Origin of the sequence: Sorangium sp. So ce1335 (assembly GCF_051521615.1) — a bacterium.
In the GTDB taxonomy this organism is placed as follows: domain Bacteria; phylum Myxococcota_A; class Polyangia; order Polyangiales; family Polyangiaceae; genus Sorangium.
The window spans coordinates 573,366-596,922 of sequence record NZ_CP150363.1 but is presented as its reverse complement, the minus strand read 5'-3'; the positions used below and the strand labels follow the sequence as shown (position 1 = coordinate 596,922).

Genomic DNA, 23,557 nt, shown 5'->3' with positions numbered 1-23,557 from the left:
GCCGGCTCGTCGCGTTCGAGAGGCGGACGCCGAGGCCATCGCAACGGCGTATTCGAAGGTGCGGTGTCCTCGTGATACGGCGATTCGCCGGGGCTCACCTCGACGAGGCCCAGGCGTCGAGCTGGACGTCGTGCAGGGTTGTCCCTGCGACATGCCGGGCGAGCTCGCCGGACGACGTGCAGGTCCAGCAGGAGATCGCCGCCGGGCTCCCGCCCCTCGACCCCTGTGCTGGGGAGGAACGTCGATCGCGGAACGCGCGCCGGGGCCGCAAGGCTCTGCTGGCAGATACGGGGGCAGCGTCTGGGTCAGCGCTGGGCTGTCGTATGTGCGGAGGTGAGGACGGGATTCGAACCCGCGTATAACGGTTTTGCAAACCGTTGCCTAACCACTTGGCTACCTCACCGACTGTCCGAAGCGGCGCGTGGTCATGCCTCATCCCGGCGCCGGTGTCAATGCCTTCGGCAGAGCGTTTTCACTTTGCGCTTCACTTTGTGCAGCCGAGCCACCTCAGCGGGATCGCTCCACCGCGCCGTCGCGCGCCTTGCGTCCTCCGAGCCGGCGGACGGGGTGCGCACCGCGCGCGCTGGGGCGGGCCGATGTCCGCCGTGGTGGTTGATGGCTGTCTCTCTCGCGAGCCGGCGGAGGGTGGAGGGGGTGCGCACCGCGCGCGCTGGGGACGGGCCGATGTCTGAGCATCTCGCCGCCGCTTCTCCTCGCGCAGCGAGGGGAAGCGGCGGCCTTGCGAGTCCGGCGGGGCCCCGGCGCGCGCGGTGCGCACCCCCTCCACCCTCCGCCGGCCCCTGCGTCTCGGATCACCCTCGCTCCGGCAGCGTCCTCGCCCCGGGCCTGCTCTCTCTTACCGCTAGCGCCCGCCGCGCGTCCCTGGCACCCGCCGCCGCGTCCTCCGCGTCCCCCGTGCCCCCAGCATGCGCCCGAGGTAGCTCGCCGTGTACGTCGCCAGCCGCGTCGCCTGGAGCAGCCCGCGCGGCACGATCCCCCGCCCTGTGCGGAACGGATCGAAGCGGAGCGCGTTCTGGTCGATGTCCACCGGCTCGTACAGCTCGAGGTCGGCCACCGCCATCCACCGCGCCCGCTTCCCCCGCCGCACCTCGAGCCGCAGCAGCGCCAGCCCCGACGCCGCAGCGCGCTCCAGCCTCTCCAGGCGATTGCCCTCCACCGTCAACGCGCGCAGCGGCACCAGGCGGAACTCCGCACGACCGAAATCGGCCACATCGAACGGCAACTGCGCGTAATAGTCGTTGTCCATGAAATCGCGCGTCTTCGTCGTGAAGAAGGCGATCGGAATCAACGAGAACCGGCGCGCGCTCAGGAAAATGAGGTCCTGATCCCCCTCGCTCGCCGCCGGCGTCACCTCCTCGCTCGCGCGGAAGCGCACCGCGATCCCCAGCACATCCGGGCGGCCTTCCCTCCTGCCGCCGCGCCACCGCCATAGCGCGCTCGACAGCCGCACGAGCGCCGGCCCCGCGAGCCGCTGCGCCAGCGCGCCGACCTCGCCCTCCACCGCCAGCGCCTTCACCCCCGCGCAGTAGACAACGCCGTCGGCATGGAACAGCCTCGCTCTCCGGAGAAGACTGCCTTGCCAGACAATGGGAGACAGGGCCCCCCCGATCGCACGCCCAATCGCTTCAAAGAACCGCATGACGCCCCCCCTCCATCCAACCTGGAGCGCCGGGGACCCATCGCAAGCCGGGCGCAGCGCGACACCGCTCTCCTCGCCGCTCGCGCTCACCGCGCCGAGATCCGCTGTTCTCCGCGCCGCCTCCGCCCTCCCACGCAGGGGCGATTCCAGCAAAGCAGAGCGCCCCGCGCGCTCCCGCGCGGCTCCGGTCCTCCAGCCGCCCTCGCCTCTCCAGGCGCGCCGCGCGACCGCGCGCGGCGACGAGCGCGCCCGGCGCGCGCTACGGCGCGCCGGCCTTCGCGGCCGGGTCGAGCTCCGGGGCCGTCTCCCGCTGCGCCCGGTGCTCGATGAGGCGCTTCACCACGAGCGTGAGCAGCGCGAGCAGGACGAGCAGCGAGGCGACCGCGAACGCCGCCGAGAAGTGGAACTCGTTGTAGAGCACCTCGACGTGCAGCGGCATCGTGTTCGTCTGCCCCCGGATATGCCCCGAGACGACCGACACCGCGCCGAACTCGCCCATCGCCCGCGCGTTGCAGAGCACAACGCCGTAGAGGAGACCCCACTTCGCGTTGGGGAGCGTGATGCGGAAGAACATGCTCCACCCGCTCGCGCCGAGCGACAGCGCCGCGTGCTCCTCGTCCGCCCCCTGGCTCTCCAGGAACGGGATGAGCTCGCGCGCGACGAAGGGGAACGTCACGAACGTCGTCGCCAGGATGATGCCGGGGCGATCGAAGATCACCCGGATGTCGTGATCCTGGAGCCAGGGGCCGATCACCCCGTGCGCCCCGAAGAGCAGGACGAAGATCATGCCGGAGATCACCGGCGAGACAGCGAACGGCAGATCGATGAGCGTGACCAGCAAGCTCTTGCCGGTGAACTCGAACCGCGCGATCGCCCACGCCGCGGCCACGCCGAAGACGAGGTTGAGCGGCACCGCGATGAGCGCCGTCGTGAGCGTCAGCTCGATGGCCGCCACGGCGTCCGGCGCGGTGATCGCCCGCCAGTACCCGGCGAGGCCGTCCTTCAGCGCCTCGATGAACACCGCCACGACCGGCAGGAAGAGGAAGAACCCGAGGAACGCGAGCGCCGCCGCCGTGAGCGCCCACCGCACGAGCGGCGGCTCGGAGGTCGCGCCGCGCACCGCGCCGCGCGACCTCACCCGCAGCTTGCCCGCCGCGCCCGCCATTACGACGCGACCCCGGGCGCGCCGGCGCCCTCGGAGCCGGCGGCCGCCGGCCGCGGCGCCTCGACAGGGCTCCGCGACGACACGCGCGCGCCGCTCCAGGCCTGGAGCCGGTTGATCAGGAAGAGAAGCACGAAGGAGCAGAGCAGCATCACCAGCGCGAGCGCCGTCGCACCTGCGTAGTCGTACTGCTCGAGCTTGGTCATGATGACGAGCGGCGTGATCTCCGTCTTGAGCGGCATGTTCCCGGAGATGAACACGACCGACCCGTACTCGCCGAACGCCCGCGCGAACGACATCGCGAAGCCGGTGAGGATCGACGGCCAGAGCGACGGCAGGAGGACGCGACGGAAGATCTCGAATCGACCCGCGCCGAGCGACGCCGCGGCCTCTTCCTGATCGATCTCGAGCTCCTCCATCACCGGCTGGACCGTGCGCACGACGAACGGGAGCCCGACGAAGGTGAGCGCGATGACGACGCCAAGGCGGCTGAACGCGCTCTGGATGCCGAGCGGGTAGAGGAACTGGCCCACCCACCCTTGCTGCGCGTAAATGGCCGTGAGCGCGATGCCGCCCACCGCCGTGGGGAGCGCGAAGGGCAGGTCGACGAGCGCGTCGACGATCGATTTGCCCGGAAACGTGTAGCGCACGAGCACCCACGCCACGAGGACGCCGAAGACCGCGTTGATGCCCGCCGCGATGAGCGACGCGGCAAAGCTCATCTTCAGGGAAGCGAGCGCGCGCGGCGACGTCACCACCGCCCAGATCTCACCCGGGTGGAGCGTCGCCGTCTTGAGGAAGATCATCGATAGCGGGACGAGCACGAGCAGCGACAGGTACGTTACCGTGATACCCATCGCGAGCCCGAAGCCGGGCAGAACGCTCTGTCGCCGCCACAGGAGAGCCACGAAATTCTTACTTGCCGGCCTGGTAGATCTGGTCGAAGACGCCGCCGTCGGAGAAGTGCGTCTTCTGGGCTTTCTGCCATCCGCCGAACACCTCGTCAATCGAGAAGAGCGCGACCTTCTGGAAGACACCCTCCGACTCGGCCGCCGCGAGCACCGCCGGATGACGCGGGCGGTAGAAGTGCTTCACCGCGATGCGCTGCCCCTCCTCCGTGTAGAGGAACTCGAGATACGCCTCCGCCGCCGCCCTCGTCCCGCGCTTGTCGACCACCTTGTCGACGACCGCGACCGGCGGCTCGGCGAGGATGCTGATCGAGGGGACGACCACCTCGAACTTGTCCTTGCCCGCCTGCTTCACCGCGAGGAGCGCCTCGTTCTCCCAGGCGATCAGCACGTCGCCGATGCCGCGCTCGACGAACGTCGTGGTCGAGCCGCGCGCGCCGGTGTCGAGGACGGGCACGTTCTTGAACAGGCGGCCAACGAACTCCTTCGCCTTCGCCTCGTCGCCGCCCGAGCGCTTCAGCTCGTAGCCCCACGCCGCCAGGTAGTTCCACCGCGCCCCGCCCGAGGTCTTCGGGTTCGGCGTGATGACCCCGACGCCCTCCTTCACGAGATCGTCCCAGTCCTTGATGCCCTTCGGGTTGCCCTTGCGCACAAGGAAGACGATGGTCGACGTGTAAGGAGCGCTGTTGTCCTTGAGGCGCGACTGCCACCCCTCCTTGACGCGGCCGCTCGGCACGAGCGCGTCGACGTCGTAGGCGAGCGCCAGCGTGACAACGTCGGCCTCGAGCCCGTCGATCACCGAGCGGGCCTGCTTGCCCGAGCCGCCGTGCGACTGCTTGATGGTGACGCCCTTGCCGCTCTGCTCCTTCCAGCGCTTCGCGAAGGCGGCGTTCACCTCCTCGTAGAGCTCGCGCGTCGGGTCATACGAGACGTTCAGGAGCTGCACCTCCCCCGACTTGCTCGCGTCGCCCTTCGAGCAAGCCGCCAGCGAGAGCACGCAGCAGAGCACCATCATCCAGCATCGCATCGCTCGTCCTCACTCCCTCATCCCGTGGCCAGGTATCGCGCTTCCCGCTGCGCGAGCGCATCGAGCAGCTGCTGGAAGCGCGCCGCGCCGCAGCGGCGCGCCATGAAGGCCGCGCGGCCGAGCTTGTGGCAGAGCTTCTTCGCGAGCAGCACGCCGCCGTGGCTGTTCACGTCCGTCAGCACGATCACCAGGTCCGCGCGCTCGATGGCCGCCCGCAGCTCGGCCGCCCCGCGCCCCCCGGTGTTGCCCGTGTGAAACTCCAGGTGATGGCCCGCCTGCAACGCCATCCGCTCGAGCTGGGCCTGATTGCGATCCAACCCCCCGATCCAGGTGATCCGCATCGCGCCGTCTCCTTGCTACGTCCAGCAGCGCATCGCCGCTATAACGGACATATTCCACGCTAAAACGGAGGACGCAAGGAAGATCTGTCAGTATAACGGAGAACATGTCTTGGATACCGGAGGGACACGGGGCGGCTGGGATCCGGAAACAGACCAGGCAGACCAGGCAGAGCGGGCAGCGCAAGGCAGAGCGAGCGGGCGACGTAAGGACAGGCGGAGCGCTGGCCGGGCCGGCGACGCGGGCGGAGCCGCCAGGGGGCCCTCGCGGGGCTACCCGCGCGAGCCGTAGGTCATGACGAGGTACATGATGGCCTCGGTCCCGCCCAGGTTGCGGTAGCTGTGCGGGCTGTCGGCCTCGAAGAGGATGGCGTCGCCGGTCTCGAGGACGCGCCGCTCGCCGGACACGGTGATCTCCACCGAGCCCTCGGTGACGATCAGGTTCTCCGAGGTGCCGGGGGCGTGCGCGTCGGCGTGCTCCACGGAGCGCGGCGCGAGGCGGAGCTCGTAGAACTCGACGTTGCGCGGCCGGTCCATCGGGAAGAGCGCGCGGGAAGAGAACTCGCCGTTCTTCGAGCGGAGGATGCGCGCGTGCGCGGCGTGCATGACCGTCGTCACCGGGGACGCGGCCTGGCTCATCAGGGCCGAGAACGGGACCCCGAGGGCGCGCGCGATCTTCCAGAGGACGTTGATCGTCGGCGTGCTCTGGCCCAGCTCGATCTGCCCGAGCATCGCCCGGCTCACCCCGGACGCCTTCGCCAGGCGCTCGAGCGACAGGCCGCGCTCGGCGCGGAACCGCTTCAGGTTCGAGGCGACGACCGGCGTCAGGTCCGAGGGCTCGTCGAACGCCACATCGTCCACACCCGGCTCGCTCGCCGGGGGCGCCGGCGGCGGCTCGGCGGCCAGGGATCGGGCAGTTTGCTGGGCCTTGCGTGCCTTCACTGGAGGCGTATCCGCCATGGTGGAGGGCGCGCGTCAAGCGAGCGAGGGCGGGAGGCGCTCTGGCGCCGCCAGAAGGCGCTCAGACACCGCCGGAGACGGCGTCCGCCACCGCGGCCCTGGAGGAAGAGCGGGGCGCCGGCGGCGCGACGGCGGGCGCCGCGGCCGGGAGCGCGCTCCGCGCTGTGTGGCCGGTGATGAGCCGGGCGCCGCGCTTGAAGGTGATGTACTGCCACATCCACGCGAACATGACGGCGAAGCGGTTCTTGAACCCGATGAGGAAGAGCACGTGGACGCCGAGCCAGGCGAGCCACGCGAGCATGCCCGACATCTGGAGGCGCCCGACCTTCGCGATGGCGCGCGAGCGGCCGATCGTCGCCATCGTGCCCTTGTCGCGGTAGGCGAACTGCCCGCGCGCGCGGCCCTCCAGGTCGCCGAGGATGCAGCGCGCGACGAAGCGCCCCTCTTGGATGGCGGCGGGGCTGAGGCCGGGCACGTCGACGCCGTTGCGGTCGCGGAGCATGGCCATGTCGCCGATGGCGAAGGCGTTCGGGTGCCCTGGCAGCGAGCAGTCCGGCGCGACCTTCACGCGGCCGATGCGATCGAGCTCGACCCCGAGCGCGCTCGCGAGCGGGGTGCCGCGGACACCGGCGGCCCAGATGACGGTCGCGGCGGGGAGGCGCTCGCCGTCCTCGAACTCGACGCCCTGCGCGTCGATGGTCCGGAAGCGGCGGCCCTTGATGACCTCCACGCCGAGCGACGCGAGCTGCTCCTCGGCGCTCGCCGAGAGGCGCTCGGGGAAGGCCTGGAGGATGCGCGGGCCGATCTCGACGAGCAGCACCCGCGAGAGCGAGGGGTCGAGGGCGCGGAAGTCGCGCGCGAGGATGTAGCGCGCGAGCTCGGCGAAGGCGCCGGCCATCTCGACGCCCGTGGCGCCGCCGCCGATGACGACGAACGTGAGCAGCCGCCGGCGCGCGGCCGGGTCCTCCTCGCGCTCGGCCGCCTCGAAGGCGAGCAGCATGCGCTCGCGGATGGTGAGCGCCTCGTCGAGGTTCTTGAGCGCGGGCGCGAACCGGGCCCACTCGTCGTGGCCAAAGTAGTTGTTCGCCGCGCCGACGGCGAGGATCAGGTAATCGTACTCGAGCGTGTCGTCGTCGACGGTGATGCGCTGGCCGGCGAGATCCACGCGCGTCACCTCGCCGAGCAGGACGCGCGCGTTGCGCTGGCGCGACAGGACCGATCGGATCGGAACGGCGATGTCGGCCGGCGAGAGGCTCGCGGTCGCCACCTGGTAGAGCAGCGGCTGGAACAGGTGGTGATTCGTCCTGTCGACGAGCGTGACCCGGACGGGCGCGCCGCGGAGCGCCTTCGCCGCGTTCAGGCCGCCGAACCCTCCGCCGACGATCACGACGTGGGGCTCTTTCGCGGGGATGGCCATGGTGCCTCCTGGCGAGGACGCTTCCTCGCGTGGCACACCGATGGTAGGGGTCGCGGATCAGCGCGGCAAGCGGGCGCGACGACGCGGCAAGCGGGCGCGACGACGCGGCAAGCGGGCGCGACGACGCGGCAAGCTGCCGCGATCTCCCCTCACGCGGCCGTCTTCACCTCGCTCGTCGCTTCGGGCTCCGCCTCGGCCCGCAGCACCTCGGCGAGCAGCTTCCGGCCGCGATGAAGGCGGCTCATGACGGTGCCGACCGGGACGCCGAGCTGCGTCGCCGCGTCCTTGTAGGACATCTCCTCGAGGTCCACGAGCACCACGGTGTCGCGGAAGCTCGGCGGGAGCGCGGCGAGCGCGCGGCGCACGCCCGGCGACAGGGCGTGCATCTCCACGCGGCGCTCGGGCGCGGTCCACGCGCAAGGGTCGGTCGCGAGCACGTCGAGGGCGTTGCGCTCGCGGCGGCTGCGCCGGCAACGGGTGATGAACACGCTGAACAGGATCTGATGCACCCACGCCCGCAGGTTGGTCCCAGGCGCGTAGCTCCCCGCGAACCGGATCGCGCGCTCCACCGTGTCCTGCACGAGGTCCTCCGCCGTCGCGGGCGATCGGGAGAGCCGGAGCGCGCGGCCGAAGAGCTCCGGTGTCATTTCGACAAGGCCGCGGAGGAGCTCGTCGATCGCCGCCCGCTGTCCGCCGCCCGGCGCCGTCCCGGCCGCGCCGAGGGACGGCCCGGGCCCGAGCGCGCGCCTCACGCCGGGCGGCAGCGGCGCTGGATTCGTGGACCGGGCGGGGACGTGGGCGGCGGGGACGAGCATGGGCGGGACCTCCTTCACCTCGGCACTGGCAAGGCAGGTGCCACCGGGAGGACCGCGCGATGACCGCGAAAGACGCCGGATGGCGCGGGCGGAGACACGCGGGCGCGTGTCAAAACGACAGCAGGTCGCCAGGGAACGTCAGAGTGGCGAACCGGCGCGCGACACGCCCCGGCCGGGTGGTCGCGACCGCGGAGGCGCGGCGCAGGCGTTCAGCGGCGCGTCAGAGCGTCTCGAGGTAGGCGACGAGATCGTCGATCTGGGCCGGCGTGAGCGTCGACGTGACGCCGTGCTTGTCGCCGCCGCCGCACGGCCCGAAGCGGTCGCGGAGGGTCGCGGCGCAGCCGTCGTGCATGTACGGCGCGCGCGCGGCGAGCCCGCGCAGCGAGGGCACCTGGAAGGCCTTGCCCGTCCCCACGTCGGCCGTCCGGTTGTCCGTGATCTTCTCGCCGGAATGGCACGAGGCGCAGGCGACGGTCTGGTCGTTGAAGAGCGCCTCGCCGCGCCGGACGGCGTCCTCGTCCGCCGGCTCCGACAGGGGCACGGGCTTGATCGTGTCGAGCCACGACGCGAACGCCGCCACGCGCTCGTCGCTCTGCCGCCGGCCGCCCATCCGCCGCTCGAACACCTCGCCCATGATCGTGCCGACGTCGGTCATGTCGCCGTCCCAGTGCAGCGGCGCCGTCGCGGTGATGCCGCCCGCGAGCGACTGCGTCCGCCGCGCGCCGATCGGGCTGAAGGACCACACCCGCCCGTCGTCGAGCCCCTCCGGGTGGCACGACGCGCACGCGAGGGACATCTGCCCGGCGCCGTCGCCATGAAACAGCGCGTGGCTCGTGTCGATCCGGCTCTCGCCGGGGAGCGAGAACGTCGCGATGGGCGCGCCGGTCAGGGCCGAGAGCCGCACGACGCTCGGCGGCTGCCGCAGCTGCACGAGCAGGTTGCTCGCCTCGTCGTAGCCGAGCGCGATGGGCTCCCCGGACACATGGATGCGGCGCTGAGCGCCGGAGGGCTCGCAGTCGAGCGCATTCGCCTCCTCGAGCAGATCGAGCGGCGTCTCGACCACCGCGCGGCTGCCCGCCATCAAGATCGCCCCGCGGAACCCGTCCGGCGATATCGCCATGTCGACCGGGAGCACGCCGAACCGGAAGCCGCCCACGCGGGCCGCGGGCGGCGCCGGGTCTGCCTCGCTGCTCAGCGGGCGCATCACGGTCACCGCCGGCTGGATCACGCTCGAGCTGCAGTCGAACCCCGAGTAGCTGTTCTGCGGCGCGTCCGCGATGTCGATGGGATCGACGAGGCCGCGCTGGTGCACCATCGCCACGCCGCCCCCGGGCAGCGCGATCATCCTCCACGCCACCGCCGCCTCGAACACGCGCTTGCTCGTGGGCTGGACGTACGTCGGCGGCTTCACGCGCTCGACCACCGCGCCGTCCTGCGCCACGACGAGGAGCTCGGGCGACCGGAACCGGCTCACGAGGAGCGCGTCGCCCTCGACGACGACGTCGCGCAGGTCGCGGTCGAGGCGCAGCGCGCGCACGGGCGGGGCCTCGAGATCGGAGGAGAGCGTGACGAGCTCTCCGCCCGCGCACGCCACGTGGAGCAGGTCCGCCCCCGCGTCGTAGGCGAGCCCGCGCGGCGCGGGGCAGACGGGCCTGCGGTGCATCTCGCGGGTCGCGAGATCGATCGTGACCACGGCGCCCCCGCGGCGGAGCGCCACGTGCGCGGTGCCCGGCGCCCCCTCGATCACGCGCCCGGGCTCGTCGCCCGCTTGCAAGGCGAGGTCCGGCACGACCTCGCCGGTGACGAGATCGACGATCGATACCCTGTCGCGGTCCGGATCCGCGGCGACGGCGAGCTTCTTGTCGGCGGTCACGAGGAGCGTACCGCCGCTGATGGGGGGCGGCGGCACCGGGGACACCTCGGGGGGCAGGTCCTCGATGGCCCCGCCTCCGCCCGCCCCCAGGAAGCCTCCGGTCGAGAAGTCCCCCGACGAGAAGCCCCCCGACGACCCGGAGCTGCCAGGCTGGCCATCGTAAGGAAACCACTCCTCGCCTTCATCACATCCCCCGATGGCCGCGGCGGCGAGCGCGGCGAGCCACGTTGCGACGTGCGCTTTCTTCATAGGCCTCCTGCGTCCGGCGCCGCCTCGAGATCGCGGCCCGAGCGTGCTTCGGTTTCCGGACAGCACCGCTGGAGCCCGGCTCCGTGAGCGTGCCATCATCCCGCCATGAACAAGATCGCTGTTCTCGGTTCGGGGATTGTCGGGCAGACGCTGGCAGACGGGTTTCTCAAGCACGGTTACAGCGTGATGCGCGCCACGCGCGACCCCTCGAAGCTCGCGAGCTGGATCTCGGACGCAGGGCCGAACGCGGCGGTGGGGACGTTCGCGGAGGCAGCGCAGTTCGGCGAGCTCGTGGTGCTCGCCGTGAAGGGGACCGCGGCGGAGCAGGCGGTCGATCTCGCGGGCCCCGAGGCGCTCGCGGGCAAGACGGTCATCGACGCCACGAACCCGATCGCGGACGAGCCGCCCGTCCACGGCGTGCTCAAGTTCTTCACGGGGCCGAACGAGTCGCTGATGGAGCGGCTCTCGCGGCGCGCCCCCGAAGCGAATTTCGTGAAGGCGTTCTCGTGCGTCGGCAGCGTGTGGATGGTCGACCCGGACTTCGGCGATGTCCGTCCGACCATGTTCATCTGTGGCGACAGCGCCGCCGCGAAGAAGCAGGTGGAGCGCATCCTCGACGCCTTCGGGTGGGAGACCGAGGACATGGGGAGCGTGGAGGCTGCGCGCGCGATCGAGCCGCTCTGCATGCTCTGGTGCATCCCCGGGCTGCTGAACAACCGGTGGACGCACGCGTTCAAGCTCCTGAAGAGGTAGCCGGGCGGACAGCCGCGCAGGGCGCGCGGCGCCTCCACGCGCCGCGCGCACCGTTCAAAATTACATGGACAACGGATCGCTGCCGGCGGCGAGCGAGGCGATCAGGCCGGGGACCAGCTCGGCGATCTCGCTCGCGAGCAGCCCCCTGTCGCTGCCCGTCCGGGCGCGCCACACGTCGCCGGCGAGCGCGTGGATCAGCACCCCCGCGCACGCGGCGGCGGAGGGATCCATCGAGCAGAGCAGGGCCGCGATCATCCCGGAGAGGACGTCGCCCGAGCCGGCGGTGGCGAGCGCCGGGTTGCCCGCCATGCAGATGAACATGCGCCCGTCCGGGAGGGCGATCACCGTGCGCGCGCCCTTGAGCAGGACGATCGCCCGGGTCAGCGCCACGGCCTCGCGCACGGCGCCGAAGCGGTCCTCCTCGACGGCGCGCGCGCTGCGGCCCAGCAGGCGGCCGAGCTCGCCGGAGTGCGGGGTCAGGACGAGGCATCCGCGCGCCGTCGCGAGCGCCTCGGGGCGGCCGGCGAAGTGCGTGAGGGCGTCGGCGTCGACGACCTTCAGGCCGTCCCAGCCCAGCACGACGTGGTCCACGGCGGCGCGCGCCCTGTCGTCGAGGCCGAAGCCGGGGCCGATCGCGACCGCCCGCCGCCCGGCGAGGGCGCCGTCGAGCGACGCCTCGATGCGGGCCGGGTCGATCGCGGTCGTCATCAGCTCGACGACGCGCGACTCCATCGCCGGGGCGGCGTCGGCCCAGGTGCAGATCGTCACGAGGCCCGCGCCCGTGCGCATCGCGGCGCGCGCGGTGAGCAGCGCGGCGCCGAGCTTGCCGGACGAGCCGGCGATCACGAGCACGTTGCCCGCCTGGTGCTTGTAGACGCTCGCCTCGCGCGGGCGGAGGTGCGCGCCGACCGTCTCCTTGCGGATGACCTCCGCCACGTGGCCGACCTGGGCGAGGATCGGCCGGTCCGGGACCCCGAGGTCGACGACGTGGACGTTGCCCGCGAGCCGCGTGCCCTCGGGGGTGAGCAGGCCGATCTTGAGGTGGCCGAACGTGACGGTCTCGTCGGCCTGCACCGCGGCGCCGAGCGGCGCGCCGCTGTCGGCGTCGAGGCCCGAGGGCACGTCGAGCGCGATGCAGAGGCAGGTCGCCGTGTTGAGGACGCCGATGACGTCGGCGAGGTGACCCTCGATCGGGCGGTCGAGGCCGGTGCCGAAGAGGGCGTCGACGACGAGGTCGGCCTCGGCGAGCGCGGCCTCGAGCGGGGCGAGCGGCGCGCCCGGGGGGAGCTCGGTCAGCGCGCCGCCGAGGTCGACGTACGCGTCGTGGTTGATGCGGCTGTCGCCGGTGACCTTCTCGGACGGGGCCGCGAGGAAGACCTGGACCTCGGCGCCGCGGGCGAGGAGGTGGCGCGCCACGACGAAGCCGTCGCCGCCGTTGTTGCCGGCGCCGCAGACGACGACGACGCGGGCGAGGAGCGGGTACGTCGCGGGCTGCCCTGGGCTCGGGACGTGCCGCACCGGGAACGCGCGGATGCGCGCGGCGCGGGCGTCCTCGACGTCGCGGCGGCCGTTCGGCGGCGGCGGGACGCTCCCGGCGCGACGGCCGCCGCCGGAGGGCAGCGTGGCGGGCCAGAGCGCCCGCTGCGGCGCGTGGCCGGGCGCGGCCGGGTGCGCGGCGTGGGCGGGGAGCCCGGCGGCGCCGGGCCGTCCGGCGGAGCGCGCCTCGATGATCGCCGAGATGACGTCGGCGGCGCCGCGGCCCGCGTTCTCCATGAGGACCACGCCGGGGACGTGGCACTGGTGGATCGCATGCTTGTCGTAGGCGCGCATCTGCGCGCGCGAGAGGACCGGAATCACGATCGCTCTTTCCCTTCGTCGTCCAGGTGGGATCGGCGTTCGCCGTCCCCTTCATCGTCCATCGGGGATCGGCGTTCGCCGTCCCCTTCATCGTCCATCGGGGATCGGCGTTCGCCCTCCCCTTCATCGTCCATCGGGGATCGGCGTTCGCCGTCCCCTTCATCGTCCATCGGGGATCGGCGTTCGCCCTCCCCTTCATCGTCCATCGGGGATCGGCGTTCGCCGTCCCCTTCCAGAATCACCACTGCAGCCGCCACGCCGGCGTCGTGCGTGATCGACAGGTGCACCCGCTGGACGCCCATGCGGTCCGCCAGCGCGCGCGCCGGGCCGTGGAACGCCATCGTCGGGGGCGTCCGCGGCGCGCCGCGCACCTCCAGGTGGTGCCAGCCGACGCCGGGCGCCCCGGAGAGCGCCTTCACCGCGGCCTCCTTGGCGGCGAAGCGGCCAGCGAGCGCGGTCGCCCGGTCCACGCGGTGCGCGAGCGAGCGGCGCTCGGGCTCGGACAAAATCCGCTCCCAGAACGGCTCCCCCCACCGCGCGAGCGCCTCCTCCATGCGCCCGATGCCGCAGACGTCGATGCCGATGCCGAGGATCACGCGCCCACCTCGAGCGGCCCGGGGCCGAGGCCCGCGGGCGGCGGCGCGAGGACGACCGCGCAGGCGGCGCTCGACGCGGCGCGATCGACGGAGCAGACGCGCGGGGGGAAGACCATGCCGGCGACTTTACCCCAATCGCCGGCAACGCCCCGCGAAACGCGCCTGCGCGGCACCCCGCAGCGCGGAGGCGACCCCCGCAGGCGCGCTCGCGAGGAAGGAGGCGCGCCGCCAGCGCGAAGCCGCCGGCCGTGCGAGACCGCCGGCCGCCCGCGGGAGGCGCGCGGCCGCGGCGCACCCCGGACACCGCGCGCGGGCGTCGCCGCCGAGCGCCGTTCGCGGCTAGAACAACGATCACGTTGATCGAGCGAGAAATGAACCGCCAAGGCGCCAAGGACGCCAAGACGGAGAGAAGATCTTGGCGCCTTGGCGGTTCGATCCTGTCTCCTTCTTGGCGTCCTTGGCGCCTTGGCGGTTCGAAGCTTTGCTCGTTTCAGGCGGGTTCAACCGGTTTGTTGCTCTAGCATCCCCGCGGCGCGCCCATGCAGACAGCCCTCGATCTGACGGTCATGCTCCCGCAGAGCGCCTACGACTACGGCGAGCGCTCGTCAGGAGAGGCCCACGGCGTGGTGCTGACAAAGCCCCACGTCGTGAACCTCATCCTCGATCTCGCGGGCTACACGGCGGACCGGGACCTCGCGTCGCTGTCGCTGCTCGAGCCGGCCTGCGGCCACGGGGCGTTCCTCGTCCCGGCCGCCGAGCGGCTGATCGCGTCGGCGCGCCGCCACGGCCGCGACCTGCGAGACATCGAGCCCGCGATCCGCTCCTACGACGTCGCGCGCGATCATGTCGACCGCGCGCGCCTCGCGGTCGCCGGCGCCCTCGCGCGGCTCGGGCTGCCGCTCGACGAGGCGCGGCGCCTGCCGGAGGCCTGGATCGCCCACGGCGACTTCCTCCTCACCGGCCAGGGGCGCCGCTTCGACGCGGTGGTGGGCAACCCGCCCTACATCCGGATCGAGCAGCTCTCGCCGGAGCTCCAGGAGGAATACAGGCAGCGCTACAGCTCGCTCTACGACCGCGCCGATCTCTACGTGGCGTTCATCGAGCGCGGCCTGGATCTCCTCGCGCCGGGCGGCGTCCTCTCCTTCATCTGCGCCGACAGGTGGACCCTGAACCGCTACGGCGCGCCGCTCCGCCGGATGCTCTCGAGGTGGTTCCGGGTGCAGTGCTACATCGACCTGCACGGGGCCTCTCCCTTCGAGTCCGAGGTCGTCGCGTATCCGTCGATATTCGCCGTGTCGCGCGGCAAGACGGGGAGCGTGCCTGTCGCGACGCTGAGCACCGCGTCTCCCGAGGAGTGCGAGGCCGCGTCCTCGGCGCTTCGGCGCGCGGAGGGGGGCGCGCCGGAGCGATGCCCCGGCGTCACCGTGGCGCAATATCCCTCCTGGTTCGACGGGGACGACCCCTGGGTGCTCAGCTCGCCGGAGCACCTCGAGGCCCTGCGCTCCCTCGAGGCGCGGTTCGCGCCGATCGAGGAGGTGGGCGGGACGCGCGTCGGCATCGGCGTCGCCACCGGGAGCGACAGGATCTACATCGTCCGCGGGGACGTCGACATCGAGCGCGATCGCCTCGTGCCGCTCGTCATGCGAGACGACATCGAGGACGGCCGCATCCGCGACGCCGGGCGGTTCGTCATCAACACCTTCGGAGACGACGGCAAGGTCGTCCGCCTGGAGGCGTACCCGAAGCTCACCGCGTACCTGCGCGCCCACGAGGCCGAGATCAGGAAGCGCTACGTCGCCCAGAAGAACACCGCGAGCTGGTTCCGCACCATCGATCGCGTCCACCCCGAGCTGGCCTCGGCCCGGAAGCTGCTCATCCCCGACATCGCAGGATCCAACGAGGTGGTCTACGACGAGGGCAGGTTTCACCCGCACCACAACCTCTATTTCATCACCTCGGAAGGCTGGGATCTCGAGGCGCTCGGCGGGCTGCTCAGCTCCAGGGTCGCCCTCTTCTTCGTGTGGTCCTACGCGGTCAAGATGCGCGGGGGCTACCTGCGCTTCCAGGCGCAGTACCTGCGGCGGATCCGCCTGCCCCCGCCGTCGAGCGTCGCGGAAGACGTGATGTGCGATCTCCGCGGCGCGTTCCGGCGGCGCGACTTCGAGGGGATCGACGAGCTCGCGCTCCGCGCCTACGACATCGACGCGCTCCCGCGGTTCAGCTTCGTCGACACCAGGAGATAGCACGCTCCATCGCCGTGGCGCGGCGTGATACGGTCGCGCTCCCACAGGCGTTCGCGAGCGAGGGACGAGCGGATGACGGCGGAGAGGATCGAGTGCGCGAGCCGTATCGAGGGCGTCGTCGTGTACGCGCGCGGGGCGATCGTCACCCGCCGCGTCGAGCTCGCGGCGGCGCTCCCCCGCGGGGCGACCGAGATCGCGGTGCCGGGGATCACCCCGCTCGCCGAGCCGGGCAGCTTCCGCGCGCTCGTCGCCGCCGCGGGCGAGGAGGCGGGGGCCGCGGGCGCAACGCGCGCCCCGCGCGAGGTCGTCGGCGTGCGCGCGCGGCTCGTCGTGCCGCCGGCGCCCGTCTCGAGGAGCGCTCTCTCGGCGCAGCTCCGGGAGCTCGAGCTCGCGCTGGAGCGCCTGTCGGCCGAGCACGATCACGTCCGCCGCTGGCGCGACCGGCTCGCCGACGTCGTGCTCGATCCGGAGCTCGCGCGGCGCTTCCGGCCGGGCGACCCGGCGGCCCGCGTCCGGGACGCGCTCGCCGTGAGCGGGCTCCTCTCGGACGAGCTCGCCGCGCTCGACGCCCGCGCCGCCGCCCTCGAGGCGGAGCTCGAGCGCGCCCGGAGGGAGCTCCACGCCGCGCAGCTCGACGCCGCGCAGGCGCCGAGCGGCGAGGTCGAGGAGCGCGACCCGGCGCGCCTCGACGTCGTCGTGCGGCTCGCGCCCGCGCGCGACGGCGCGGACGGGGAAGCGAACGGGCAAGCACGCGGGCAAGCAGACGGGCGACCGACGCTCCGGCTCGAGTACGCGGTCCCCGCCGCGCGCTGGTGGCCCGCGTACGCGGCGCGGTTCTCGCGCGGCGCGACCGAGGTCGCCCTGCAGCTCGACGCGTTCGTGGCGCAGGCCTCCGGCGAGGACTGGAAGGACGTGCGCCTCGCGCTCTCCACCGCCGAGCTCGTGCAGGACACGCGGCTGCCGGAGCTCGCGTCGCTGCGGCTCAGCCGCGCGCAGCGCCCCCCGCGCCGCGGCTACCGCCCCGCGCCCGAGGGGCTCGACGCCATGTTCGAGGGGTTCGACCGCTTCGTCGCCGCCCTCCCCGCGCCCGCCGCGCGGACGAAGGGCGCGCCGCCGGAGCTCCCGCCGCCCGCGCGCGAGCAGGGCGAGGCCGAGCGCGCGCTGGGACCGGCCGGGCTCGCGGGCGACGCCCGCATGGCCGGCGAGGAGCTGCTCGAGATGGCGCGGAGGGCGCCGTCGACCGACGCGCCCCCGCCGCCGACCACCGCCCGCCCGCCGGCGGCGGCGCCCGGCGCGGCCTTCGCGCCGCCACCGCCACCCCCGATGATGGCCGCGCCGGTACAGATGGCCGCGCCGATGCCGATGCCGATGCCCGCGCCGGCGCGCAGCAAGGCGCGCGGGCTGTCGCTGTCGCTGCCGTCGTTCGGCGGGGGCTACGGGGCCCCGCCGCCGGCGTCGCCCCAGGCGAGCGCGCCCCCGGCCCCGAGGGGCGCCTTCGCAGGGTCCGCCGAGCTCGCGGCCGGCCTGCTCGACGACGCGCTCGCCGACGCCGAGGCGCCCGAGGGCGGCGGCGCGGCCCCGGCGCCGCTCGAGCCGGCGCTCGTCGAGGAATGGCTCGACTTCGACGCGCTCCACCTGCCCGGCGCGGGCCCGCAGCGCGGCCGGCTCACGCGCGAGGGGTCCCGGGCCTCGCGGCGCCTCGCGCGGCGGGCGGAGACGGACGTCATGGACCTCCCCGCCCCGCCCCGCGCGGTGGACCCGCGCGCGTCGCGCGGGCAGTTCGACCACCTCTACGTCGGCGAGGGCGCCGCCGACGTGCCGTCGAACGGCAGGCTCCACCGCGTCGCCCTGAGCGCCGCGCGCGCCTCCGCGACGCCCCGGTTCGTGACCGTGCCGCGCGAGGCCGCCGAGGTCTACCGCGAGGCGCGCGTCGAGAACCCGTTCGACGCCCCGCTCCTCGACGGGCCGGTCGAGATCTTCGTCGACGGCGCCCTCGCCGCGCAGTCCGCGCTCGGGCACGTCGACCGGGGCGGCGTCCTGCGCGCCGGCCTCGGCGTCGAGGAGCGGCTCCGCGTCGCGAGGAACGCGCGCGTGGACGAGGCGAGCGCCGGCCTGCTCGGCGGCTCGCTCGCCGTCGAGCACGCGGTCACCATCGAGCTCTCCTCGTCGCTCGGGGTGGGCGTCGAGGTCGAGGTCCTCGACCGCATCCCGGTGACCGACGACAAGGACGTCGAGATCAAGCTGCTCTCGTCGCAGCCGAAGGCCGAGCCGTACACGCAGGAGGAGCTCGGCGAGCCCGTGCGCGGCGGGCTGCGCTGGCGCGTGCCGCTCGCGCCCGGCGGCAAGGCCTCCGTGGCCTTCACCTACCGGGTCGTGTTCTCGTCGAAGAGCGAGGTCGTCGGCGGTAACCGACGGGAATAACTGGGGAAACGAGCGAGCCATGGCAAGCGATGCGAACGGTTCGGGCCAGGCTGAACGGGGCGCCGGCGAGGGGGGCGCGGGCGCAGCGAGCGCCGCGGGCGGGAGCGCCGGCGCGGGCCTCGCCGCCGAGCGCGCGCCCCACCCGAGCGCGGCGCGCGCGGTGACGCTGTTCGAGGATCGCGCCGAGGTCGTGCGCACGGCGCGCGTCGAGGTCGCGGCCGGGGCGCAGTGGGTCGCGATCGGCGGCGTGTCGGTGTTCGTCGACGAGCGCACCGTGCAGGCGCGCGTCGCGCCGGCGGGGGGCCCGGGCGGCGCGGTCCGGGTGACGGCGGCGCGCGTGCGGTGGCGGGCGCACCGGGAGGCGGCGCTCGGGCGGGAGGCGATCGACGCGCTGGAGCGCGAGCGGCGCGAGGCGTCCCGGCGGGCCGCGGCGGCCGAGCTCGCGCGCGACCGGGCGGCGCGCCGCGAGGCGCACCTCGACCAGCTCCTCGCGACGTGGGCGCAGGCGATGAGCGAGGTCCCGAAGGACGCGGGCGAGCCCGCGCGGCTCGCGTCGTGGCGCGCCGGCGTCGAGGCGCTGCGCGCGGCGCTCGACGAGGCGCTCGCCGCGTCGGCCGAGGCGCGCGCGGCGCGGGCCCGCGCGCTGGACGACGCCCGGCGCGCCGCGGCGCGGCTGCGCGAGGGGTCGCGCGAGCAGCCGCGCTACGAGGCGGTCATCGAGGTGGAGATCCACGCCGCCGCGCCGCAGCCCGTCGAGCTCGAGCTGACGTACCGCGTCGCGTGCGCGGTCTGGCGCCCCGAGCACCTGGCGCGGCTCTCCGCCGACGCAGCGGGCGCAGCGGGGGCAACCAGCGCCGCGGGCGCGGCGCAGGGGGCGGGCGGCTCGGTCGAGCTCACCACCTGGGCGACGGCGTGGCAGGCGACGGGCGAGGCCTGGGAGAACGTCGCCGCGCGCTTCTCGACGGCGCGGCCGGCGCGGAGCGCCGAGGCGCCGCTCCTCGCCGACGATGTCCTCCGGCTGCGGCGCAAGACGGACCTCGAGCGCCGCCGCGTCGTCGTCGAGGCGCGCGACCAGGCGATCGCCGCGGCCGGGCTCGACCGCGGGGCGCGCGCCGTCGACGAGATGCCCGGCGTCGACGACGGGGGCGAGCCGCTCGTCTTCGAGGCCGCCGAGCCGGTCACCCTGCCCTCCGACGGCCGCCCCCTCCGCGTGGAGATCGCGCGGCGCTCGCTCCCGGCCGAGCTCGCGCTCGTGCTGTACCCCGAGGCCCACCCCGCGGCGCACCTGCGCGCGACAGCGACGCTCGACGCCGGCAGCGCCGGCAAGGGCGGCGCCGGGAGACCGCGCCCGCTGCTCGCCGGCCCGGTGCAGATCGCGCGCGGCGGCAGCCTCGTCGGACGCGCCCGGATCGACTTCGTCGGCGCCGGCGAGCCGTTCGAGATCGGCTTCGGGATGGATGACGCTGTGCGCGTGCGGCGCACCGTGGACGAGGAGCAGGACACCTCGGCGATCACCGGCAGCCGCAAGATCCGCCGGTGCGTGAAGCTCTCGCTTTCCAATCTCTCCAGCATTGCCAGGCGGGTGCTCGTCACCGAGCGCATTCCCGTCAGCGAGGTGGCCGAGGTGGAGGTCGCGCTCGTCGAGGCCGTCGGATGGACGCTGGACGAGAAGGACGGGTTTCTCCGCAGCCGCGTCGAGCTGCCCCCGAAAGGGCTGAAGACGATGTCATTCAGCTACGAGCTCCGCGCGGGTGCGAGCGTCGTATTGCCATTCTGAAACGCGCCGCCACTGCAGCGTCCGCCCGCGGGCCGCCGTTGACAAAGCGCCGTAAGCTTCTGTAACTGGTGGATTCTCCAGCAGCTTCATTCGCGTGGAAGGAGGGTTGCCATGAGGCAGCAGATCGATGGGGCCGTGGTGCTCACCGCGGCCGAGCAAGACGTCATGGAGTATTTGCCCAACCGAGGCGTCTTCTTCGCCCAGCTGCTGGGAAGGCACCGCGGGGACGGCTTCGGCTTCTACAAGGGCAAGATGGAGCCCGGCTGTGAGATCTCGCGCGAGCTCCACACCGACACGACGGAGACCATCTACATCCTGGCCGGCAAGGCGCTCGGCATCATCGGCGACCGCGAGGTGCCCCTCGGCCCCGGCCAGATGATGCACGTCGAGAAGAACGTGCACCACGGGCTGCGCAACGCGGGCGCCGGGCCGCTCGAGTTCCTCGTCATCGGCCACCCCGATTTCTGATCGCGCGGTCCGCTCCTTGAGGTGCACTGCAGCGCTGCGGCTGGCCTCCGGCGCGATCGCCGCGGCGGCGCTGCTCGGCGCGCCGGCGGCGCGGGCCGACGATCCCGCGGCGCGCGCCGGCGGCGCCGCGGCGGCGCCCCCCGGCCCGGCGCCGCCCGGGCGCGAGGCCGCGCGGCCCGAGCTCGAGTGGGACCCGAGCTGGCCGCGCTTCCGCGCGAGCGAGTACGTGGCCACGGGGCTCTTCGCCGCGACCGCCTTCGCGACGCTGGCCATCCCGCCGGTGGAGGGCCGGTGGAGGGCCGTGAGCGGCTTCGACGGCGCCGCGCGCGACGCCCTGCGGATCCGCAGCGACCGCCAGCGCGAGATGGCGCGGGACGCGAGCGATCTCCTGCTCACGCTGATGACGAACCAGCTCGCGGTGGACGCCCTGCTCGTGGCCTGGTGGGGGCACGGGCGCGGCAGCGTCGCGTGGGAGATCGCGATGATCGACATCGAGGCGCTCGCGCTGAACGCGGCCGTCAACGGCCTCGTCGCGGGGCTCACGAGCCGCGAGCGCCCCTACCGCGCCGCGTGCGTCGGGCCCGAGGAGGAGCAGGACCGCGATTGCCGTGGGAGCAAGCGGTACCGGAGCTTCTTCAGCGGCCACAGCTCGACGGCGTTCACGGCGGCGGGGCTCATGTGCTCGCACCACATGCACCTGCCCCTCTACGGCGGCGGCGCGCCCGACGCGCTCGCGTGCGCCGCGTCGCTCGGCGCGGCGGCCGCCGTGGCGACGCTGCGGGTCGTCTCGGACCAGCACTTCGCGACCGACGCGCTCACGGGCGCGGCCGTCGGCACCCTGACGGGCTTCGGGGTCCCGTGGCTCCTTCATTACCGCGGCGGCGCCGCGGCGGCCGGCCCGCCGCGCGCGGAGGCGGTCTCGATCGGCTTCGTGCCCGCGCCGCTCGGCGGGTACCTGGTGGGCAGGTTCTAGCGATGGCGCGTCGACGCACGCTCGCCGCCGCGACGCTCGCCGCGCTGGCCCTCGCGCCCGCCGCGGCCGTCGCCCAGGACCCGGCCGACCTGCCGCCGCCCGCCAGCGATCCGCCGTCGGTGTCCGCGGGGATCGACCTCCTGCAGAAGCGCTCGTACTGGGCGCGGAGCGCGGCCGCGCGCCCGTTCGTCTCCGCGGTCCTCGAGCTCGGCGTCATCTACTTCAGGCCGAGCCTCGCGCTCGGCGTCGGACGGCCTCACTGGTCGTGGATCGGGGTCGAGGGGTACTCGAGCGTCTCGCCGTCCGGCGGCGCGGAGTACGTCGGGCTGCGCGCGGCCCTGCCCCAGCTGGAGATCCGCGGCGGCGCGCGGTACGCGTTCTCGACGACGCAGCACTTCCTCGAGCCGCGGGCGTCGTACACGCGCAGGGAGACCGAGCTCATGCAGGGCCCCCGGTCGCGCTACGTCGCCGGAGAGATCGAGGTCTCGGGCTCGATACCGCTGCTCGGAGGCAGCCTGTTCGGCGTCGCGACGGGCTACGCGGTCCTGGGGACGCCGCGGGGCTACTACCTCTACGAGGAGGCGCTCCACACGGTGATGAAGCCGCCGTATCTCTACCGCGCCCGGCTCGGCTACATGGGGGAGATGGACCGGTTCGGCGAGCTCCGGCTCGGCGCCGCCGCCGAGGTGCTCGGCAACCCGGGCCGCGAGAGCGTCATCGTGCGCCTCGGCCCGGTGCTGGCGATCTCGCTGACACACCACCTGGACGCGGTGGCGACGGTGATGGTGGTGGCGGCGACGCCCGACCGGCTCGGCCTGCTGGGCGCGGATCTCGGGCAGCTCGGCCTGCGGTACCGGTGGGCCACCGGCGATCGGTGGCCGGAGTTCCCGTGATCGAGGCGCCGGGCACGCGGCGTGGTAATCGTCCCGGCATGAACAAGCTCGTCCCCCTGACCTTCCTCGCCGCGTCGCTCGCGGCGTGCACCCAGCCCGGCGACGCCAGCGCGCCCTCTGCCCCCGCGGCGACGAGCGCCGCGGCGCAGCAGCCTGCCAGGACGGAGGCCGCGAAGGCCCCGGACGCGCCGGCGGCGAACCCGGGAAGCGCAGGTCCGGCGAAGGTCGGCCAGCCCGCGCCGGATTTCACGCTGCCGGACCTCGACGGCAAGCCGGTCAAGCTCGCCGACCACAAGGGCAAGACGGTCGTTCTCGAGTGGTTCAACCCCGGTTGCCCGTTCGTGCAGCTCGCGCACCGCAAGGGCGGCCTGAAGGACGTGCCCGCGCAGCAGATGGCCAAGGGCGTCGTGTGGCTCGCCGTCAACTCCGGCGCTCCCGGCAAGCAGGGCGCCGCCAGGGAAGACAACGTGAAGGCCAAGGGCGAGTTCGGGATGAGCTACCCGATCCTCGTCGATGAGAAGGGCGATGTCGGGCGCGCCTACGGCGCCCAGCGCACACCGCACATGGTCATCATCGACCCGCAGGGCACGCTCGTCTACGCGGGCGCGATCGACAGCACGAAGGGCGGTGAGCCCGAGCCGGGCGAGCAGGTCACGAACTACGTCGAGGCCGCGCTGGCCGAGCTCGCCGCCGGCAAGCCGATCTCCACGAAAGAGACCGAGGCGTTCGGCTGCACGGTCAAGTACTGAGGTGCGGTCCGGCGGGCCAGGCGCGACATCGCAGCTTGACCCACCTTGGCCGCATGTCGCGCCGCAGCCATCGACCCGTGACGCGGGCGGCGCGCACCTCGCTGCGCTGGCGTCTTTCCTCTCCGGCCGCTTTCCACACCAGCCGTATTCCACGCTGGCATCTTTCCTCGCCGGGCTCTCTCCTCCGATCAGAACACCCGCCCACCTCGCTGCCGCGCGCAGCGATCACCGCGTAGCCAGCGTCGCAGGCTCGCGCCATACTGGAAGCCTGCAGAGCGCGGCGACACGACGCGTCCGGGTATTGACATGGACGTAAACCCCGGTTTACCGTCGTACGGCAGCGCTGTCGTATCGCCAGGCGCTCACGACCCAAGACGCTCACTGGCAAGCGACCCAGGCGATCCAGGACGATGGCGAT

General features: G+C 73.4%; 19 protein-coding genes and 1 tRNA gene. 8 read left to right on the top strand and 12 right to left on the bottom strand.

All coding sequences use genetic code 11. From position 1 onward, the window contains the following. Positions 1-331: 331 nt before the first annotated feature. From WMF24_RS02115 to WMF24_RS02070, 10 genes are all read right to left on the bottom strand, one after another. A tRNA-Cys gene (locus tag WMF24_RS02115) sits at positions 332-403 on the bottom strand. A 459-nt stretch (positions 404-862) separates the two neighbouring features. Beyond that, positions 863-1,537 (bottom strand): hypothetical protein, encoded by a 675-nt coding sequence (locus WMF24_RS02110; protein WP_437734663.1) that lies wholly within the window; start codon positions 1,535-1,537, stop codon positions 863-865. 382 nt (positions 1,538-1,919) lie between these two features. Next, on the bottom strand, positions 1,920-2,825 hold the full coding sequence (gene cysW / locus WMF24_RS02105; protein WP_437734662.1) for a sulfate ABC transporter permease subunit CysW: 906 nt from the start codon (positions 2,823-2,825) through the stop codon (positions 1,920-1,922). Then, positions 2,825-3,730, bottom strand: a complete 906-nt coding sequence (cysT, locus tag WMF24_RS02100; protein WP_437734661.1) for a sulfate ABC transporter permease subunit CysT — start codon at positions 3,728-3,730, stop codon at positions 2,825-2,827. The genes cysW and cysT overlap by 1 nt, the downstream gene beginning before the upstream one ends. A 7-nt stretch (positions 3,731-3,737) precedes the next feature. Next, positions 3,738-4,742 (bottom strand): sulfate ABC transporter substrate-binding protein, encoded by a 1,005-nt coding sequence (locus WMF24_RS02095; protein ID WP_437738748.1) that lies wholly within the window; start codon positions 4,740-4,742, stop codon positions 3,738-3,740. Between the two features lie 32 nt (positions 4,743-4,774). Beyond that, entirely contained in the window at positions 4,775-5,098 is a 324-nt protein-coding gene (locus tag WMF24_RS02090) for a DUF2325 domain-containing protein (protein WP_437734660.1), read from the bottom strand. Positions 5,099-5,368: 270 nt separating this feature from the next. Beyond that, positions 5,369-6,055, bottom strand: a complete 687-nt coding sequence (locus tag WMF24_RS02085) for a helix-turn-helix domain-containing protein (RefSeq protein WP_437734659.1) — start codon at positions 6,053-6,055, stop codon at positions 5,369-5,371. A gap of 61 nt (positions 6,056-6,116) precedes the next feature. Continuing rightward, positions 6,117-7,472: an NAD(P)/FAD-dependent oxidoreductase gene (locus WMF24_RS02080; protein ID WP_437734658.1), complete on the bottom strand. Its 1,356-nt coding sequence runs from the start codon at positions 7,470-7,472 to the stop codon at positions 6,117-6,119. A gap of 149 nt (positions 7,473-7,621) precedes the next feature. After that, positions 7,622-8,287, bottom strand: coding sequence for an RNA polymerase sigma factor (locus WMF24_RS02075; RefSeq protein ID WP_437734657.1), 666 nt, complete (start codon positions 8,285-8,287; stop codon positions 7,622-7,624). A gap of 220 nt (positions 8,288-8,507) precedes the next feature. After that, complete coding sequence (locus tag WMF24_RS02070; protein WP_437734656.1) at positions 8,508-10,409, bottom strand: c-type cytochrome; 1,902 nt, start codon at positions 10,407-10,409, stop codon at positions 8,508-8,510. 105 nt (positions 10,410-10,514) lie between these two features. On the opposite strand from WMF24_RS02070, the gene WMF24_RS02065 reads away from it, so the two are divergent. Further along, positions 10,515-11,162, top strand: coding sequence for an NADPH-dependent F420 reductase (locus WMF24_RS02065; RefSeq protein WP_437734655.1), 648 nt, complete (start codon positions 10,515-10,517; stop codon positions 11,160-11,162). A 60-nt stretch (positions 11,163-11,222) separates the two neighbouring features. Here the strand turns inward: WMF24_RS02065 and WMF24_RS02060 are convergent, their stop codons facing one another. After that, on the bottom strand, positions 11,223-13,019 hold the full coding sequence (locus WMF24_RS02060) for an NAD(P)H-hydrate dehydratase (protein ID WP_437734654.1): 1,797 nt from the start codon (positions 13,017-13,019) through the stop codon (positions 11,223-11,225). After that, complete coding sequence (gene acpS, locus WMF24_RS02055; protein ID WP_437734653.1) at positions 13,016-13,615, bottom strand: holo-ACP synthase; 600 nt, start codon at positions 13,613-13,615, stop codon at positions 13,016-13,018. Before acpS ends, WMF24_RS02060 begins: the two co-directional genes overlap by 4 nt. 539 nt (positions 13,616-14,154) lie before the next feature. On the opposite strand from acpS, the gene WMF24_RS02050 reads away from it, so the two are divergent. The 7 genes from WMF24_RS02050 to WMF24_RS02020 all read left to right on the top strand — a co-directional run bounded on the left by WMF24_RS02050 (position 14,155) and on the right by WMF24_RS02020 (position 23,139). Then, the gene (locus tag WMF24_RS02050; protein WP_437734652.1) at positions 14,155-15,858 is read left to right on the top strand and encodes an Eco57I restriction-modification methylase domain-containing protein; all 1,704 of its coding nucleotides are present in this window, start codon (positions 14,155-14,157) and stop codon (positions 15,856-15,858) included. A 72-nt stretch (positions 15,859-15,930) separates the two neighbouring features. Continuing rightward, on the top strand, positions 15,931-18,279 hold the full coding sequence (locus WMF24_RS02045) for a DUF4139 domain-containing protein (RefSeq protein ID WP_437734651.1): 2,349 nt from the start codon (positions 15,931-15,933) through the stop codon (positions 18,277-18,279). Positions 18,280-18,298: 19 nt separating this feature from the next. Next, a complete protein-coding gene (locus WMF24_RS02040) occupies positions 18,299-20,056 on the top strand; it encodes a DUF4139 domain-containing protein (protein ID WP_437734650.1) in 1,758 nt (585 codons plus the stop codon). 111 nt (positions 20,057-20,167) lie between these two features. Next, positions 20,168-20,524, top strand: a complete 357-nt coding sequence (locus WMF24_RS02035) for a cupin domain-containing protein (RefSeq protein WP_437734649.1) — start codon at positions 20,168-20,170, stop codon at positions 20,522-20,524. Between the two features lie 16 nt (positions 20,525-20,540). Further along, on the top strand, positions 20,541-21,497 hold the full coding sequence (locus WMF24_RS02030) for a phosphatase PAP2 family protein (RefSeq protein WP_437734648.1): 957 nt from the start codon (positions 20,541-20,543) through the stop codon (positions 21,495-21,497). Positions 21,498-21,499: 2 nt separating this feature from the next. Next, a complete protein-coding gene (locus WMF24_RS02025; protein WP_437734647.1) occupies positions 21,500-22,390 on the top strand; it encodes a hypothetical protein in 891 nt (296 codons plus the stop codon). Between the two features lie 38 nt (positions 22,391-22,428). Next, positions 22,429-23,139, top strand: coding sequence for a redoxin family protein (locus WMF24_RS02020; RefSeq protein WP_437734646.1), 711 nt, complete (start codon positions 22,429-22,431; stop codon positions 23,137-23,139). The last annotated feature ends 418 nt before the right edge of the window (positions 23,140-23,557 follow it).